Here is a 16,039-nt window from a genome sequence, read left to right as displayed (position 1 = left end):
CACCCGCAATGTTTTGGAATGCATGAGAAGGAACATCATACGCGGCCGGTAGCCGCGAAGGGTTGAGTATTAAATGGCGATCCAGAATGGAAATGCCCATGCCGGAGACCTCGGGCTGCGAGCCCTGTCTCTGTTCCTGCGCCTTCATGGCGTAAACGCCGAGCCCGACCAGCTCCGCGACAGTTGCGGAGACAGCGAAATCGGCATCCGTGCGATGCTTCGCTGCGCCCGCGATTTCGGACTGAAGGTCGCTTCGCGCACGACACATTGGAAACAGCTCGCAGGCATCGGCCTCCCCGGAATCGCAGGGCTGCGTGATGGCGGCTTCCTGCTGCTCGGGAAGGTCGAGGAAGACGCCGCGCTTGTGCTGCATCCGACCGCGACACAGCCGAAGTTGATGCCGCGTGCGGAGTTTGAAGAGATCTGGGACGGCCGACTGATCCTGAGCGGATCTCAAAGCCTCGCCGACCGGGCGCATCAGGCATTTGCCGGTCTGATCGCGCGTGGGCGCGATGTGGCTGTCCGTGCCGGAGACGCCCTAATGCGGGCATATCCCTTCGTTCGTCGCGATACGCCCGTCCAGGATCCCGGTCGTGGGCCTGTGGACGGCGATGAGTCGGGACTCATCGCAATGGCGATATTGCTGCGTTGCCATGGCGTTGCCGCCGACCCGGAGCAAATTCGCCATCGCATGGGCACCTCGCGCGTGGGTGTGACCGAAATCCTGCGTTGCACCAGGGAATTCGGCCTCAAGGCCCGTGCGCAACGGTCGAACTGGAACAGGCTCGCCGTCACGCCGTTGCCGGCAATCGCCGCGCTACGTGATGGTAGCTTCCTGATCCTGGGCAAGATCGTCGAGGACAAGCTCCTCGTTCAGCGCCCGTTGTCCTCCCGACCTGAATCGGTGACGCAGGCCGAACTCGAGGCCATCTGGGACGGCGACATCATCTTGATGACCCGTCGGGCTGCCCTGACGGATCTCTCCAGGCGATTCGATATCGGCTGGTTCCTCGGTGCGGTCCACAAGTATCGCGGCCTTCTCGGCGAAGTGCTGATCGCCTCGTTCTTCCTTCAGGTCTTTGCGCTCGTAGCGCCCCTGTTCTTCCAGGTCGTCATCGACAAGGTTCTGGTGCATCGAAGCCTCAGCACTCTCGATGTGCTGGTCGCGGGCCTCGTGGCTTTGACCTTGTTCGAGACGGTTCTCGGCACATTGCGCGTCCATCTGTTCGCGCACACGACGAACCGTATCGACGTTGAGCTCGGCGCGCGGCTGTTTCGTCACCTGATGGCGCTGCCGATCGCATATTTTCAGACGCGCCGCGTCGGCGACTCCGTTGCTCGCGTTCGCGAGCTGGAGAACATCCGTCAGTTCTTGACGAGCTCGGCGCTCACGCTTGTCGTCGATCTGTTGTTCACGGCCGTCTTCCTTGCGGTAATGTTCTACTATTCGACGGCGCTGACGTTGATCGTTCTGGCATCGTTCCCGCTCTACATCGGTATTTCCGCCGGCGTCGCGCCGCTGTTCCGCCGACGCCTCGACGAGAAGTTTAATCGTGGCTCGGAGAATCAGGCCTTCCTCGTCGAGAGCGTCACGGGCGTCGAGACCCTCAAAGCGATGGCGGTCGAACCGCAGATGCAACGCCGCTGGGAGGAGCAACTCGCCGGCTATGTGGGTGCGAGCTTCCGCGTGCTCAGCCTGAACAATACGGCGAGCCAGGTGGTCCAGATGATCAACAAGCTGGTCACCGCCGCAACGCTTTACTTCGGCGCCAGGCTCGTCATCGGCGGCGATCTGAGCGTCGGCGAGCTGATCGCGTTCAACATGCTGGCGGGGCGGGTGAGCATGCCGGTGCTTCGGCTCGCGCAGATATGGCAGGATTTCCATCAGGCCCGTCTGTCGGTCGATCGTCTCGGCGACATTCTCAACACCATTCCCGAGCCAAGCTTCAGTTCGGCTCGCGCCGCGCTGCCGCCGATCCGCGGCAAGATCACATTCGATCACGCAACCTTCCGCTACCGCGCAGACGGTCCCGAAGTGCTCCACGACGTGTCGTTCGGCGTCGAGCCCGGCCAGGTCGTTGGTATCGTGGGTTCTTCGGGCTCGGGCAAGAGCACTATCGGCAAGCTGATCCAGCGTCTCTACGTGCCGGAAAGCGGGCGTGTGCTGGTCGACGGCGTTGACCTGGCGACGGTCGACCTGACCTGGCTTCGGCGCCAGATCGGCGTGGTTTTGCAGGAGAACGTGCTCTTCAATCGCTCGATCCGCGAGAACATCGCGCTCGCGGATCCCGCCATGCCCATGGAGCGCGTCATCGAGGCGGCGTCACTCGCCGGCGCTCACGACTTCATCCTGGAACTGCCCGAGGGCTATGACACCATCGTGGGCGAACGCGGGAGCAGTCTATCCGGCGGGCAGCGCCAGCGTGTCGCGATCGCTCGCGCACTCATTACCAACCCCCGTATCCTCATCCTCGACGAGGCTACCAGCGCGCTCGATTACGAAAGCGAGCGCGCCATCCAGCAGAACATGAAACGAATTGCCGCCGGCCGGACTGTACTCGTCATTGCTCATCGTCTCTCGACCGTGCGCAATGCGAACCGGATCATCACTCTCGAGCATGGTCGCATCGTCGAGGACGGCAGCCATGACGAGCTTATCCGCTCGAATGGGCGCTATGCAAACCTCCACTATCTGCAGGCCGGTATCCATGACGTCCGCTAGCCGAAATATCGTTACGTTTCCGAGAGCCGAGGTTCGACGGCGTGAGCACGAGATTGCATTTCTGCCCGCGGCGCTCGAAATCACGGAATCGCCGCCGTCGCCGATCGGCCGCGCGATCGGGGCGAGCATCATCGCGGTGTTCTGCATTGCGCTGGCATGGGCATCGTTCGGCAGCGTCGATATCGTCGCCACCGCAACGGGCAAGATCGTGCCGGGCGGACGCACCAAGCTGATCCAGCCATTTGAGACGGGCGTTGTCCGCGCCATCCGCGTCCGCGACGGACAGACCGTCAAGGCCGGCGAGGTCCTGATCGAGCTCGACCCGACGATGACGGAAGCCGATCAGGAGCGGCAGAGAAGCGATCTCCTTGGGGCGGAGCTCGAGGTCGCGCGGCTGCGTGCAGCGCTCACCGAGGATCCGCTTGCAACTTTCCGGCCACCGCAGAGTGCAAGTGCCGCGGAGATCGAGATGCACCGTCAGTTTCTGATCAGCCAGCGTGCCGAGCAGAACGCCAAGCTCGCCGAGATCGCGCGCCAGCAGGGTCAAAAGGAAGCGGAGCGGGCAACCACGTCAGCGAGCGTAGCGAAGCTGCAGGCGACGATCCCGGTGCTCCAGGAGCGGGTCGATATTCGCAAGGGGCTCGTCGACAAGGCCCTGGCTTCGAAGGTTGTCTATCTGTCCGAGTATCAGGAGCTGGTCGGCCTTCAGCAGGATCTCGTCCTCCAGCAGAGTCGGCTGAACGAAGCCGACGCAGCCATCGCCTTGCTGAAGGAAACGAAGGACAGGACCGCCGCGGAGTATCGGCGCGCGACCTATGACGCACTTGCCAAAGCCGAGCAGAAGGCGGCGAGCGCCGCGCAGGAGGTGGTCAAGGCGGAGCGTCGCACGAAACTCCAGCAGTTGACAGCGCCGGTCGACGGCGTCGTGCAACAGCTCGCGGTGCATACGGTGGGAGGCGTGGTAACGCCGGCGCAGGCGCTCGCCATCGTGGTTCCAAGTGAGAGCCAGCTCGAGATCGAGGCGATGCTATCCAACCGGGACATCGGCTTCGTCCACCCCGGGCAGAAGGCGGAGATCAAGGTCGATACGTTCAATTTCACGCGCTATGGGCTCCTGCATGGGGACGTACTCAGCGTGTCGACGGATGCCATCACGCGCGACAGGCCACAGGGCGGATCGAACGACCGCGCGTTGGGCACGGCGCAAGGCAGCAGTGAACCGAAAGGCCAGGAGCTGGAGTATGCGGCGCGAATCTCACTCGACCGCACGCAAATGCAGGTGGAGGATAAGCTCGTCAAGCTCGGCCCGGGCATGGCAGTGACGGTCGAGATCAAGACCGGTGCGCGCACGATCATCAGCTACCTTCTCTCGCCGCTGGCGAGGTACAAGCAGGAATCGCTGCGGGAGCGGTAGACGAAGCGGATCTTCTGCGTCGCAATTGTATGGGCTACCTATGGCAACGGTCGACATCGTGGCCACGGCCACCGGCAAGATCATCCCCAGCGGCAGGACCAATCTGATCCAGCCGCTGGAGACCAGCGTCGTTCGGGCCATCAATGTCCACGAAGGCCAACTGGTTCGGCCGGAGAAAGCCTGATCGAGCTCTGCGACCGAACTTGCCGTGCGCAGCGATGAAGATATCGCGACGTCGTCGACCTCGAACTTCGGAGGCGGCAACCAACCGGCCGAATGAGATCGGCCGCGTAGATGTGCCGGGCCGGGCGCCGGTATGTCATCCTCGGCAAATCTTAGCCGGGCGTCGTCAGTCGCATGCGCGAAGTCATATTGAAAGTTGGATGATCCAGCCGCCAATCGGATAGTTATCATCCTTCAATAGATCGGGAACGTAAAACCTATCGAGAGAATTCGCACCTGCCACCCCGAGCCTAGTGGGACAGTCGCACGCGTTGCTGGACTCCGGCAAAAACGATGAAGGTGTCGCCATATCTTCAATTTAAAAGGGATTCCAAGCGTCTTGCTCCGGTGTCGGCCACCGCTGCCTCGCCCCATCGACGATGCCACGCCTGAAACATTAAGACATTCCAAATCAGGAAATACCGCCGATCATCCCCGCTCAAAAATTCGGCCCAGAGCGAGCGAATGGCATCGACGTAAAAGATATCATCGGCGCTCAGGCAAGCTTCGCTCATCAGGTCTTCGGCCCAATTCCGCAATGGACCGCGCAACCAATCTCCGAGCGGAACCCCGAATCCCATTTTCGGGCGCTCGACCAAACGATCGGGCACATGACGAGCAAGAACACGCCGGAGCAGATGTTTGGGGCGCCGGGCACGCGCGTTCTGAATTGACGGCAGCTTCCAGACCCATTCAACCAGTCGATGGTCGAGGAGCGGCACACGCACCTCAAGAGCCACGGCCATAGAGGCCCGATCAACTTTGGTCAGGATGTCATCGGGCAAATACGCGCACATATCCAGATAGCGCATACAGTCCACCGGATCTGGCAAGAGGGCCTCGAGGTTTTGGTCCCAGCAGGCCGTCCGCACCTCTTGCGATCCTTTTACAAGATCGTCGTCTTGGGTCTGTGAGATGACTTGATAGTACACGGAATCGATCGATGACATTGAGAGGATTTGCGCCAACCGATGAGCCTTTTGGCCAACACGTGGCAGGCGCCGAACGTATGGTACATAGCGCGCTATGCTGTCGAAAGTGCTAGGAGGCACAGCGCGAATGCTTGAAGACACGAGGCGGCGGAGGGCAAGCGGCACCTTCGCACTTGGTCGCCAAACGTTCTCCGTCCGTTGATACCGGTCGTATCCGGAAAATAATTCGTCTCCACCATCTCCTGACAGGGCCACCGTAACGCGTTTTCGCGTCAAGGCGGAAACAATATGGGTCGGGATCTGGGAGGGATCGGCGAATGGCTCGTCATACATCTCGGCCAACTTCGGCACTACATCGAGGGCATCAGCGCCGCTAACGGGAAACGTTGTATGGTCGGTCCCAAGATGTCGCGCGACAGCCTCAGCGTGCTTCGCTTCGTCGAATACCGGGTTCTCGAAGCCGATGGTAAACGTCCTGACTGGTCTCAGAGAAGCTTTCTGCATCAGTGCGACGACAGTAGATGAGTCATAGCCGCCCGACAGAAAGGCGCCAAGCGGAACATCCGCTATCATGCGGCGCGATACTGCATCATCGAGCAGAGCCTCAAGCTCATCGACCAGTTCCTCTTCGTTGGCTCGAAGCGTATTGCGTTGCCCCTGCGAGACAACACCGGCCAGGTCCCAGTACACGCCCACTTCGGGGCCGCCGCCGTGCGCAATCTTGACGAACCCGGCGGGCGGCAGTTTGTAGACATCTTCATAGATCGTGAATGGACCCGGCACATAACTATGCCGAAGAAAGGCGGCGATCGCTCCACGATTGAGAGTTGGCTTCCAACCGGGATGAGCGCGCAGCGCCTTCAATTCTGATCCGAACAAAACTAGTCCATCGAAAATCGCCCAATAGAGCGGTTTCTCGCCCATTCGATCACGAGCTAGGAACAGTTGGCGCTCTCGGGCGTCCCACGCGGCAATTGCGAACATCCCGTTCAGGCGGGCGATAGTCGATTTGACCCCCCATTGGGCGAAGCCTTCGACAATAACTTCTGTATCCGAATGTCCGCGAAACTGAACTCCGCGGCGCTCCAATTCGGCCCTCAGTTCTCGGAAATTATATATTTCACCGTTGAAGGTAATTGTATATTGCGCGTTGGCCGAGACCATCGGTTGATGGCCCATTGGGGACAAGTCGATAATTGCAAGGCGACGTTGCCCGAAGGCAATGCTGACTTGTTCGCTTAACCAAACTCCGCTGTCGTCGGGCCCGCGGTGGCTCAGGGTCTGCGTCATTGCAGACGCCCGCCTTTTCAGGTCTTGAAGGCTGCAGCCATTACGCTCCCAAATCCCAGAAATTCCGCACATGCTTGAAAAGGCTCACCCGATAAGAGGACGTCAACGCATGGCATCCAAACCCACACCTCACGAGCATAGTATTTTGAACCGGTCCGCGGCTCGACCCTTTGGGACTACCCATTCTCGATCATCAGAAGCCCAGCACGTCGCGGAACGAGGTGAGCGTTAAGCAGGGAAGTCGATCGGCATGGCAGCTTAGGATCGCGAGCGAGGGAGGTGTTCACCGCCGGGCGGCTCCGCAGCTGGTGTGAGGCGCGTGATCGCCCAAGCTGAGAGCCCCTAGGAATGCAGGCGATCCACGCGATCGAATAGGTTGAATCTGTCACCGGGGTCGAGCGCCTCCATGGGGGAGCCGCGAGATCGCGCTCACCCCGAACCCGTAAGGCGCGCTGGCCTTGTCTTTGCCGATATTTCAGATTGATGATCTGATCGGAGCACGTCCGGAATAGGTCGCTCGATCCAGTCGTCTTGTGCGCTTAGACGAGGTTCCCGCCCGATGGCGAGAATTTCAGACAGTTCGCGCAGTATTCCGATAGCGATGCCAAGAAGCGCTCCCGCAAAAATCGCTGCTCCAAGCACGACTCTGGCTTTTGGCGAACTGGCCCTCAAAGGAGGCGACGCCCCAGTGATGAGACTCGCCTCAAACACCGGCAAGGATTGTTGTCGCGTGGCTTCCATCTTACGTAGCACGTGGCGAAAGTTATCATGGGCGCTTTTGGATGATTCAGCAGCGGCTGCCAGTCTATCGATAGTAGCAGCGGAATCCGCTGTACCTTTCCCGTTTCTGCTGAAATCCTCCAATGCTTTTTGGGCAGCTAATGCTTGAGTGCTCAATTCGTTCAATCGATCCTTGATCCACGAATCATCTCGTAAGCCGGCATAGTCCATTTGACGGGTAATATATTTTTCCGCGACGGCGTTTAGGATCTGCGCCGCTCGATCAGGATCTCTGGAGTCGAAGGTAATCTCGACAAGATACGTAGGGCCGAGACGCTTGGCTGAAAGCTTGCGTTGGAACGATTCCACAATATACCGCGCCGCATTAGCTTTCGTTTCCGGCTTACTCCAGCCGAGCAGACGGGATATCGAGCTGGTCAAGGTGTGCAGGGGGTTGGCTTGGCTGGCCTCAAATTCCGGATCTTGAGCAAGACCGAGCTTTTCGATCACAGCGTTAGCGATGCTCTCAGACGTTATGATCTTAATCTGGCTTTCCACGATCGTTGACACCGAGGTAGGGTCGACCGCTCTCGAGTCCACCACGAGTTCCGCCTTCGCCGTATACGTGGGTGCCGCGCTAATGAGGTAAATTATGGCAATGACAAGCGTTGCCAAGGTTGCCAGCGATATGATCGAGAGATGTCGTCGTATGAAGGCTAGCACTTCTACCAGGGACATGGTGGGTGCCGGACGAAAGTCAGGCGGCATATTGTCCCGATTTACCCAATTATCCGTTCTGTTGGTCTGCACCATTTTCGCACCAGCGCTGATAGTTGAGGCTTCGCGACGATGACCAGGCTAAATATGCCGATAAGGCGATCGTCGGTTGGCGGAAGACGCCGCAGATGAAGTCGCACGAGGCAACTAGCCGGCCCCTACCGACGCTTGGTGGGGCAGCCCTGCCGCCGTCGACTAAATGTGCCGGAAACTGTGTAGAGGCCGGCAATTTGGTGAAGAATGCATGACCCATGGCCTCTACTACCCAGTCGCTCATCTCCGGGTATCAGTACCTTGCCGCTCAGTGGATGGGAATTGGCGATAATTAGGTAACTACGATGGCGCGACGGCACTGCCGAAGGTTCGAGCTGAAAATCGGCCGCGCTGGCGGTGAAAGCAAGCCAGAAAGCGTCCCAGCGGAATCATACGAGCGAAAGCGGCGCGGTCTGAATTCGCTGCAAAAATCCCTGAACGGGAGCGCGAGCGCTCCGCGGGGCTGAAGCAAAATCTTGCGGAACAAGGCGGGCCGAATGACCGGGCATCGGGCGCGGCGCAAAGCAGCGGTGAGCTGAAGGTCAGGAGCTGGAATATGCAGCGCGTATTTCACTCGACCGCACGCACATGCAGATGGAGGACAAGCTGTCGAAACCCGGTCCCGGCTCGGCGACGATGGTCGAGATCAAGACCGCGTCAGTTGTCTTCTCGGCTGGCGAGGTACACGCAGGAATTGCTGCGGGAGCAACAAACAAACTGGGCTCCCGCAGCCTGCGCGCCGCGCGCCGTCAACCAGAGGAGACTGTCCGCGCAATCTTGCGTGCTATCACACAAGAGCAGCAGCGAACATTCTGCCCGCGGCCAGGACGTCGAAAAAGTCGACGAAATTATCGCAGCTTTGCTCCACGATGGGATCGTGCGTGCGACTCAGTCGTCTGTCCCTGCGTCTACTTGTAGAGCCTTGCCGCGGCGCGCGTCCCCCGGTCCACGCCCTTGCGGAGTAGGTCGTCGATAGGGGGTACCGCTACGTGACTAGACTGGGGGGCCAATGGAGCCGGCTCGGTGATCGGCTCCATCTCGGAAATCACCTGGAGAGGTTTCGCGATCCCTCTGTCCAGATCGACGGATGTGAGCGCCCGACCGTTTACCGCGCGTACCAGCGATCCGTGGTTCATTCCCCAGATCGCCGCTTGCGTCCGGTTCTGGACCCGGATCTTGCGCAAGATCGCCTTGACATGGACCTTCACGGTAGCTTCGGCGATGTCGATCTTTCGGGCAATGCATTTGTTGGAATCGCCCTCGATAAGGCAGGATAGAATTGCCTTTTCGCGCGGCGAAAGCTGCGGCGAGATCGCGTCGTCCGACGTGACGAGGATCGCGTGCTCGTTTTCGTTGAGTGTTGTCGTTTCGCGTTCGTGATTGCCGTCTAGAGCGAACGACAGAAATGCCGGTGGGTAGACGGTCTCGCCCATCGTGACGAGCTCAACGGACTTGATGAAAGCGTCGCACGAAATGATGTTGACGAAGTAGCCGTTGGCGCCTGCACGAAATGCAGAAGCCAGTTCAACCGGCCGATAATTGTCGGACACGATTGCAATGGGCGCGTCGGGATAGCGATCTTTCAAATATCCAATCTGCGCTATCTCGATGCCAAAATCATCGCCGGAGTGGATGATGAGAAACATCAGTTTCTCAGCTTGAAGGGAGCTTGGCAGCTCCTCAGGGCTCGAAGCAGATAGGGCAATGCGAAAATTTGCCGTATGCAATATTCTGGCAATACCTTCACGGATCAAAACGTTCTTGCCGAGAAGTGCCATTCCGTAAAGTTGACGCCTCCTCATCTTTTGTCCTCCAACCAACGCACTGACACAACAGAAACCAACTCAATGTAGTCTCGCGATGGACGACCACGCCTTTTGAGTGGCCGTCTTCGCCCCGCTTGCGCAATTTTGGACTAATGAAATTTCGTTACTCCGAACGCCTACGTCGGTAATCTCTATCCCTCCATGTTGCTAAAGCTTTAAATTATGTTAAATGGGAATTTGCGATAGCCCTATATATCCTTCGTCATATGCGTGCAGCCGCTGCAGTCCGACCCGCAACGCTGCTTTTGGCGCAGTCTCTGCGTGAGCTGCACGATCATGTTTATTCAAAGTGGAAAAGGCGGACTTTGGTAACCAATGCTGCCTCCGCGCGAACGCCGCTCTGCGACCGAATTTCGCGGCGCTTTGGTCGTCCGTAGTGTAGTCTCAGGGCGTTGCGGACATCGGAATCGCAAGTCGCTGCGTGAGCGTCGGGGAGGGAGCAGCGCAGCGCGTCGGCCAATCCGATGTTGCGCTGCGACATGGACGTCAGTTGTATTAGAAAAGAAATTTGAAAGATCCGTTCTGCGCTCGGGGAAATAGCAGAACGTTTCAGGCGTTAAAGTGTTCAGGGGGCGCGCGCTGAGGAGCGCCCAATGCGACGTACTAATATAGTCATTGCAGACCGGCATCCGGTCGTCCTGCAGGGATTGAGCAACGTGCTCGGTACCGAGTCGGACTTCAACGTCATTGCGACTTGTAGCGACGCTGCAAGCTGCATCCAGGCGATTCGCAGCTTGGCGCCCGACATCGCGATTGTTGATCCCGCGATGCCCGAGCTCGCCGCGCTGATAGTCCTTTCCGTCAGTCCAGAAAATCGTTCGACGCATTTGGTGTTTTTCGCCTCGAGTGAAGATTGCGGATTGCTTTTGGATGTAGCCCCTCTTGCCTGCAGCATCGTCCTGAAGGATGTGGAGCCAGAGGCGCTGGTGCAGTCCTTGCGACACATCGCCAATGGCCGAAATCTGCTGCCGATTATGTCATCCGATTCGATCGCATCGCAGGAGCAGGGCGCGAATTCGGACAGGATGATGACAGCTCTGACGGACCGCGAGCGTCAGATCATGCGTCTGGTATCCGAAGGATTGTCGAATAAGGAAATCGGGCGACGGCTGACCATTTCCGTCGGCACCATTAAAGTTCACCTTCACAACATTTTCCAAAAACTTGAAATCAGCAATCGAACGGTGCTCGCGGCAATAGCTCTCGCGCAACATGATCCGCCGACAGACGGAGAGCGCTAAGAGGATCGTCGCGGTCCGCTAAATCCCGGTCACGCCTCCGAGTACAATGAGCAGGCGCCCTCAACCGGATGCGCCGGTCCGCCCCGAAAGAATCTCGCGAGCGCGCCACGAGCCCGCTTTCTTGGCGCATGGTCAAGTCTCAGTCGCGAGCACGATAGCCCTCCGACTTCGGTGGCCATCGCAAGCTGAATGGGGTAATCCGTCAGGACTGTCAGTTCATCCGGAATGGCAGCCAATACAAGGAGAGAGAGGGCTATTCATTCATCATCTGCGGCTCTGGGTCGATCGTAGTGGTCCGCTGTCAGGTAAAGCGTCGTCACGGGCTATGCGAACGGCTCGAGATAGCATCGCAGAGATATGCCGATTGGAACTCGGCAACTGCGGAGCGGCGGCCCTGGCCTTCCTTCCTGCCCCCCCAGTGGTCAGGGCCGTTCTCCCTTCGGGCCTTGCCGGCAGGACGACAACTCTGTGGTTCAGATGAAGGCCAGTATGGGGCGCAGCTAGATGTCGCTCGAGTTTCACCGTGCCGTCGAGGACATGGAAATCTGGAGCGCGACCGCTGACGGCTTTTCGTTTGTCATCACGTATGAGAGCCCAGCTGGCGCTGGTTTTCATGGACGCGCGGGTTATGTGGCGTCGTGGCGGCCGCTCTATGGGGGGAACGGCGCGATCAAAATCGGCGGTTCGGCGTTTGTAACGCTCGCGGAGGCCGAGAAGGCCTGCAACACGATGCTTGGACATCTGACGGGGGGCTGAGCTGAATTGTGCAACCTGCATACGTCCTGCGCGCGCACTGATCTTGCCAAGGCCCGGATCGCATCGATCAGCGCGAGGTCGCAGGAGCGAAAATGCAAGCGTCCTTCCGCTTCTCGCACGGCAGTAGCAAGCTGCTCGCCCTCGCGGCGCGCCAGCGCGATCACGTTGTAGTCTCTGGATGCGGCGAGCCTGCGCGCAATGGCCAAGCCGATACCGCGGCTGCCGCCGGTGTTACGCATCGGTGCGCGCCAGTTTCCCCGCAGCCGTGACCTCGAGCCGCTCGACGAAACGGATCACCGCGGGAACCTTCCATGCGACCAGGCCGTCCTTGCATCGGCTGAGTATCTCTGCGCGGATGGTCTCGTGGCGCTTCTCATCGGTGCCGCCCGTGAGGATGACATCGGCAACCACGATGGCGCCCGTGATCGGACTCCTGCGCGATCGCGCCCGCGACATTTGAACACAGGCGTGACGATTGATCACAGCCTCCACCTCTTCCGGATGCACCTTCAACCCGCCGATATTGATAATGCCGCCTCGCCGGCCGACGAAATGGTATCGTTCGCCGCGCAATTCGACGATATCGCCCGTATCGACGAAGCCTTCCGCGTCGGCGAGCGGCGGCGCATCGGCGCCGACATAGGCGCGCGCAGTACGGTTGGAGCGGATCCGCAACGAGCCTTCGACGACCTTCATCTCCACGCCGTCCCGATTTCGCCCGATCAGGTGAGCGGGAAACCCCTCGCGCCCGTCGTCGACGCTAAACCCGACTCCGGCTTCGGTTGAGGCATAGGCATGACCGATCGACGCGCGCGGAAATGCCTGGGCCAAGCCGTCGAGCACGGCCTGGTCGGCGATTTCGCCTGACAAGCGGATATAGCGCGGCGAAAAGTTGGCGGCCGCGCCGCTCATCAGGAGCTTGCGCCAGTGCGACGGTGTGCCGGAGATGTGGCTGACGCCGCCGGCGCGCAGCCGCGCCATATGGGCCGCGATGGTTTCCCCGTGCTCGGATAGCACCATCGATCCACCGCCGATCACGGCTCGCAGGAGGATCTGCAGGCCGCCGTAGCGGCGGATATCGTAGAACGTTGCCCAGATTGCATCGCTGTGACGCGCAGGCCCCTCGGCAATGATCGCGCCGGCGAGCCCGTCGAGTGTATGTCGGACGATCTTCGGCAGCCCCGACGTCCCCGAGGTCAGCATCAACCATTCAGTCGCATGGTCGACCATCCGTCCTGCGGCCCTCCGTTCAGGCAGGTCGATGCCGATAACACTGCATCGTCCAGCACAATATCCGGATAGCGGTTGATCGGTGACGATGGTGTCGATCCCGGCCTGCTCAACCAGAGCCTGCAGGCGCTCCCAATCGAGATCGGGCGGGCATAGAAGCATGCGGCGTGCGACGCCGTCGAGCTCGATCATTGCGAGCGCGGAGAACAGCTGTCGCGATGTCGCAATCAGCACCGAGCGACCGGACAACTCGCAACATCCGCCAGTCAGGCAGCTGTGCTCGATAATGTCGGTCAGCGATACACTGTGCCGGGCATCGGAAATCGTGCGGTCTTTCGGCCCCCGGCCAAGGTAGTGGCGCAGCGCGATGCTGTCAGGCGGGAACATTCTCGTAGGCCCTGATGAACTCACCAAGGGTAGACGGGAAGGCTGCATCCTCGGCGACAGTGAAGGGATCGACGCCGAGTTCGTCCTCCAGCCTTGCCACCAGGATGGCGAAAGCCAGCGAATCGAATCCGGTTTCGTTCAGGGACAGGTCGTCCTGAAGCGGTGGAAGCGTGACTTTCTGTTCTTCGGCGATCTGCTTCATCGCGGAGAAGATCTTCGTTCTGACCGACATGATAAACACCTCCCATTTCGGCTCCCGGCCGATGTTAGAGCCTGATTGCGCCCTCGATGATGCGCGCGTAGACGGCCCGGTCGATCGAACGATAGCGACCGGTCGCCGGATCACGTACGAACAGGGGATCACCCACGACCGAAGGATCGAACCCCTCGCTGATCAATCGCTGCTTCTTCTTTCTGAAAGTGTCGGTCGTATCCAGCGACGGGCATAACCTGACGAAAGCCGGGATTGCATAAGGCGGCAGGCGATACGAAAGGTGTTCGCTGAACATTCCGAAATCGAAGTCTTGGTCGACCACCAGGGCCGCCATGCCGGCGCGGCCGTCGGTCCCGGACACCGCAACTCCATAGGTCGAGGCGTCGAGAACGCCGGGGCAGTCCGCGATTGCGTCGCTCACCTCGCTGGTCGCGACGTTCTCGCCCTTCCAGCGAAAGGTGTCGCCGACGCGGTCGATGAAGTGGAGGTAACCCTGCGCGTCGCGCATCATCAGATCTCCACTGCGGAACCAGGCATCCCCCATTGCGAAGACGTCGCGCAAAATCTTTTTCTTGGTCTCGACGGCATCCGTGTAGCCTTCGAAGGGGCGACCGTCGGAATTGGCCTTGCCAATACGTCCGACAGCCTCGCCGGTCTCGCCGGGGGTGCACGCGATGCAGAGCCCGGCCTCGTTACGGACTGGGCTGCCGCTGTCAGCGTCGACCTTGACGATCGAGGTTGGAAAGCGATGCGCGAGAACTGGCGGTATCCGGCCGATCGCACCTGGCTTTCCATCCACGTTGAACAGCGAAAAATTGCCTTCGGTTGCGGCATAGAATTCGAGGATCTGCGGAATCGCGAACCGGTTGGCGAACATCTCCCAGATGTCGCGGCGCAACCCGTTCCCGACAGCCAGCCGCAGCCGGTGCCGCGTCTCTTGTTCGGACACTGGCGCCTTCAGCAAATACCGGCAGAGCTCGCCAATGTACTGGAAGGCGGTACAGTCGAAACGCTCGATGTCGTGCCAGAAGCGGCCGGCGGAAAATTTCTCCGCAATCGCGACAGAGCCGCCCGCGCAGAGCATGCTGCAGGGAGCCGCGACGCCACCCACGGAGTGATGGAGCGGCAGGCAATCGTAGAGGCGATCGTCGGTGGACGCGTCCGTCAGTCCGGCAAACCACCCGCCCCAGGCGAGAACGCGGCGATGACTGACGTTCGCCGCCTTCGGCAGGCCGGTGGTGCCCGAGGTGTAAATGAGGAGCGCGCGTTCATCGATCGTGACGTCGCCACGTTCGGCGGAGGACAGCGGTCGTGGCTCGAAGGCGGCGAGCGCCGCATCCAGGTCGTCACGTCGATCGCCGGTGCCAAGGCCCCAGCATTGCGGCACGCGGTGCAGGTGGGGACGGGCGCCCTCGAAGGCGTCCACGCAATCGGCAGCCAGGATGAGGTGGTCGGCATGCGCGACATCGATGCAGTGGGCGAGGGACGGGCCGACCAGCCTGGTGTTGATCAGCGCCACCGTTCCGCCGGCGCTGCTGATACCGAGCCAGCAGGCGAGGTAGTCCGGCCGGTTCGGTGCCAGGAGGCAGACGGTGCGGCCGGCATGAAGGCCAAGGTGCCGTGCCCAACGCGCATACCGGTTGATGCGATTGCTGAGTTCGCCGTAGGTGAAGGACTGGCCATCCGAGAGCAAGGCGGGGCGCCCGGGCTGCCGTTGTGCCCAATCCTCGACGATGTCGGCGAACAGACGATGCGGCTGGGCTTCGAGCCGTGCAGTCAGTGTGATGGCCTGCAGCCAAGTCTTGGCGGCGGAGCGGCGCGAAGTGTCGCGTCTGGTCGCGCGCTGGATCGCGGCTTTGTTTATGGATTGATCGTGCGGCCGGGCTGGATCGGTATCCTCGCGCACCTGCTCGATGCGGCTTGCTTGGCTCTCGAAGCACAATCTTTGTTCAACTGGCTTCATCCCGACCCGGATCCGAGCTGGTTGAGGATCATCCGCTCCATCGCCTTCACCGATTGGAAGTTTTCGGGAGTGATCTCGAGTTGGGGAAGGATGAGATCGAACTCGGCTTCGACCTTGAGCATCAACTCGACCATGCCCATCGAGCTCAGCCCAATGTCCACGAGTCGTGACTCCGGGTGGACCTCAGCGATGATTGCGTTCTGCTGGAGGACGCTCCTGACGACCGATAGGACGCGATTCTGAACGTTGACGGCAAAGTCGTGCATTTCAGCCGGTCTCCTGCCGTGGCCAAGTGTGATCACATGGAACGCG

Annotated in this window: 13 protein-coding genes; 5 read left to right on the top strand and 8 right to left on the bottom strand. The window is 60.1% G+C overall.

From position 1 onward, the window contains the following. Positions 1 to 73: 73 nt before the first annotated feature. From QA649_RS29260 to QA649_RS29250, 3 genes are read left to right on the top strand one after another with little or no spacing between them, the layout of a single operon-like run. Positions 74 to 2,722, top strand: a complete 2,649-nt coding sequence (locus tag QA649_RS29260; protein WP_283020227.1) for a type I secretion system permease/ATPase — start codon at positions 74 to 76, stop codon at positions 2,720 to 2,722. Then, positions 2,709 to 4,136: an HlyD family type I secretion periplasmic adaptor subunit gene (locus QA649_RS29255; RefSeq protein ID WP_283026127.1), complete on the top strand. Its 1,428-nt coding sequence runs from the start codon at positions 2,709 to 2,711 to the stop codon at positions 4,134 to 4,136. Before QA649_RS29260 ends, QA649_RS29255 begins: the two co-directional genes overlap by 14 nt. Positions 4,137 to 4,176: 40 nt before the next feature. After that, entirely contained in the window at positions 4,177 to 4,320 is a 144-nt protein-coding gene (locus QA649_RS29250) for a hypothetical protein (RefSeq protein WP_283020226.1), read from the top strand. Between the two features lie 352 nt (positions 4,321 to 4,672). Here QA649_RS29250 and asnB read toward each other — a convergent pair whose 3' ends face one another. From asnB to QA649_RS29235, 3 genes are all read right to left on the bottom strand, one after another. Then, entirely contained in the window at positions 4,673 to 6,652 is a 1,980-nt protein-coding gene (gene asnB / locus QA649_RS29245; protein ID WP_283020225.1) for an asparagine synthase (glutamine-hydrolyzing), read from the bottom strand. A gap of 357 nt (positions 6,653 to 7,009) precedes the next feature. Then, a complete protein-coding gene (locus QA649_RS29240; RefSeq protein WP_283020224.1) occupies positions 7,010 to 8,113 on the bottom strand; it encodes a Wzz/FepE/Etk N-terminal domain-containing protein in 1,104 nt (367 codons plus the stop codon). A gap of 905 nt (positions 8,114 to 9,018) precedes the next feature. Next, the gene (locus QA649_RS29235) at positions 9,019 to 9,756 is read right to left on the bottom strand and encodes a response regulator transcription factor (RefSeq protein WP_283020223.1); all 738 of its coding nucleotides are present in this window, start codon (positions 9,754 to 9,756) and stop codon (positions 9,019 to 9,021) included. Positions 9,757 to 10,529: 773 nt separating this feature from the next. Here QA649_RS29235 and QA649_RS29230 point away from each other — a divergent pair. Together QA649_RS29230 and QA649_RS29225 are read left to right on the top strand one after the other, a co-directional pair. Continuing rightward, positions 10,530 to 11,177 (top strand): response regulator transcription factor, encoded by a 648-nt coding sequence (locus tag QA649_RS29230; protein WP_283020222.1) that lies wholly within the window; start codon positions 10,530 to 10,532, stop codon positions 11,175 to 11,177. Between the two features lie 504 nt (positions 11,178 to 11,681). Then, positions 11,682 to 11,933, top strand: a complete 252-nt coding sequence (locus QA649_RS29225) for a hypothetical protein (protein ID WP_283020221.1) — start codon at positions 11,682 to 11,684, stop codon at positions 11,931 to 11,933. Here the strand turns inward: QA649_RS29225 and QA649_RS29220 are convergent. From QA649_RS29220 to QA649_RS29200, 5 genes are read right to left on the bottom strand one after another with little or no spacing between them, the layout of a single operon-like run. Continuing rightward, the gene (locus QA649_RS29220; RefSeq protein WP_283020220.1) at positions 11,828 to 12,172 is read right to left on the bottom strand and encodes an SDR family NAD(P)-dependent oxidoreductase; all 345 of its coding nucleotides are present in this window, start codon (positions 12,170 to 12,172) and stop codon (positions 11,828 to 11,830) included. The two genes, QA649_RS29225 and QA649_RS29220, sit on opposite strands and share 106 nt — an antisense overlap. Continuing rightward, the gene (locus QA649_RS29215) at positions 12,165 to 13,550 is read right to left on the bottom strand and encodes a class I adenylate-forming enzyme family protein (protein ID WP_283020219.1); all 1,386 of its coding nucleotides are present in this window, start codon (positions 13,548 to 13,550) and stop codon (positions 12,165 to 12,167) included. The genes QA649_RS29220 and QA649_RS29215 overlap by 8 nt, the downstream gene beginning before the upstream one ends. Further along, the gene (locus QA649_RS29210) at positions 13,537 to 13,782 is read right to left on the bottom strand and encodes an acyl carrier protein (RefSeq protein WP_283020218.1); all 246 of its coding nucleotides are present in this window, start codon (positions 13,780 to 13,782) and stop codon (positions 13,537 to 13,539) included. The genes QA649_RS29215 and QA649_RS29210 overlap by 14 nt, the downstream gene beginning before the upstream one ends. 34 nt (positions 13,783 to 13,816) lie before the next feature. Next, positions 13,817 to 15,727: a long-chain-acyl-CoA synthetase gene (locus QA649_RS29205; protein ID WP_283020217.1), complete on the bottom strand. Its 1,911-nt coding sequence runs from the start codon at positions 15,725 to 15,727 to the stop codon at positions 13,817 to 13,819. After that, positions 15,724 to 15,993 (bottom strand): phosphopantetheine-binding protein, encoded by a 270-nt coding sequence (locus QA649_RS29200; RefSeq protein WP_026311989.1) that lies wholly within the window; start codon positions 15,991 to 15,993, stop codon positions 15,724 to 15,726. The genes QA649_RS29205 and QA649_RS29200 overlap by 4 nt, the downstream gene beginning before the upstream one ends. Between the last annotated feature and the right edge of the window lie 46 nt (positions 15,994 to 16,039).

The organism is Bradyrhizobium sp. CB1717 (genome assembly GCF_029714325.1).
In the GTDB taxonomy this organism is placed as follows: Bacteria; Pseudomonadota; Alphaproteobacteria; order Rhizobiales; family Xanthobacteraceae; genus Bradyrhizobium.
This window is presented reverse-complemented; position numbering and strand designations above follow the sequence as displayed.

Bases quoted from the DNA above. Each gene is read 5' to 3' on its own strand.
- QA649_RS29260 (WP_283020227.1), top strand. From the start codon at position 74: ATGGCGATCCAGAATGGAAATGCCCATGCCGGAGACCTCGGGCTGCGA.
- QA649_RS29230 (WP_283020222.1), top strand. From the start codon at position 10,530: ATGCGACGTACTAATATAGTCATTGCAGACCGGCATCCGGTCGTCCTG.
- QA649_RS29255 (WP_283026127.1), top strand. From the start codon at position 2,709: ATGACGTCCGCTAGCCGAAATATCGTTACGTTTCCGAGAGCCGAGGTT.
- QA649_RS29200 (WP_026311989.1), bottom strand. From the start codon at position 15,993: ATGCACGACTTTGCCGTCAACGTTCAGAATCGCGTCCTATCGGTCGTC.
- QA649_RS29225 (WP_283020221.1), top strand. From the start codon at position 11,682: ATGTCGCTCGAGTTTCACCGTGCCGTCGAGGACATGGAAATCTGGAGC.
- QA649_RS29240 (WP_283020224.1), bottom strand. From the start codon at position 8,113: ATGGTGCAGACCAACAGAACGGATAATTGGGTAAATCGGGACAATATG.
- QA649_RS29205 (WP_283020217.1), bottom strand. From the start codon at position 15,727: ATGAAGCCAGTTGAACAAAGATTGTGCTTCGAGAGCCAAGCAAGCCGC.
- QA649_RS29215 (WP_283020219.1), bottom strand. From the start codon at position 13,550: ATGTTCCCGCCTGACAGCATCGCGCTGCGCCACTACCTTGGCCGGGGG.
- asnB (WP_283020225.1), bottom strand. From the start codon at position 6,652: ATGTGCGGAATTTCTGGGATTTGGGAGCGTAATGGCTGCAGCCTTCAA.
- QA649_RS29250 (WP_283020226.1), top strand. From the start codon at position 4,177: ATGGCAACGGTCGACATCGTGGCCACGGCCACCGGCAAGATCATCCCC.
- QA649_RS29220 (WP_283020220.1), bottom strand. From the start codon at position 12,172: ATGCGTAACACCGGCGGCAGCCGCGGTATCGGCTTGGCCATTGCGCGC.
- QA649_RS29210 (WP_283020218.1), bottom strand. From the start codon at position 13,782: ATGTCGGTCAGAACGAAGATCTTCTCCGCGATGAAGCAGATCGCCGAA.
- QA649_RS29235 (WP_283020223.1), bottom strand. From the start codon at position 9,756: ATGTTTCTCATCATCCACTCCGGCGATGATTTTGGCATCGAGATAGCG.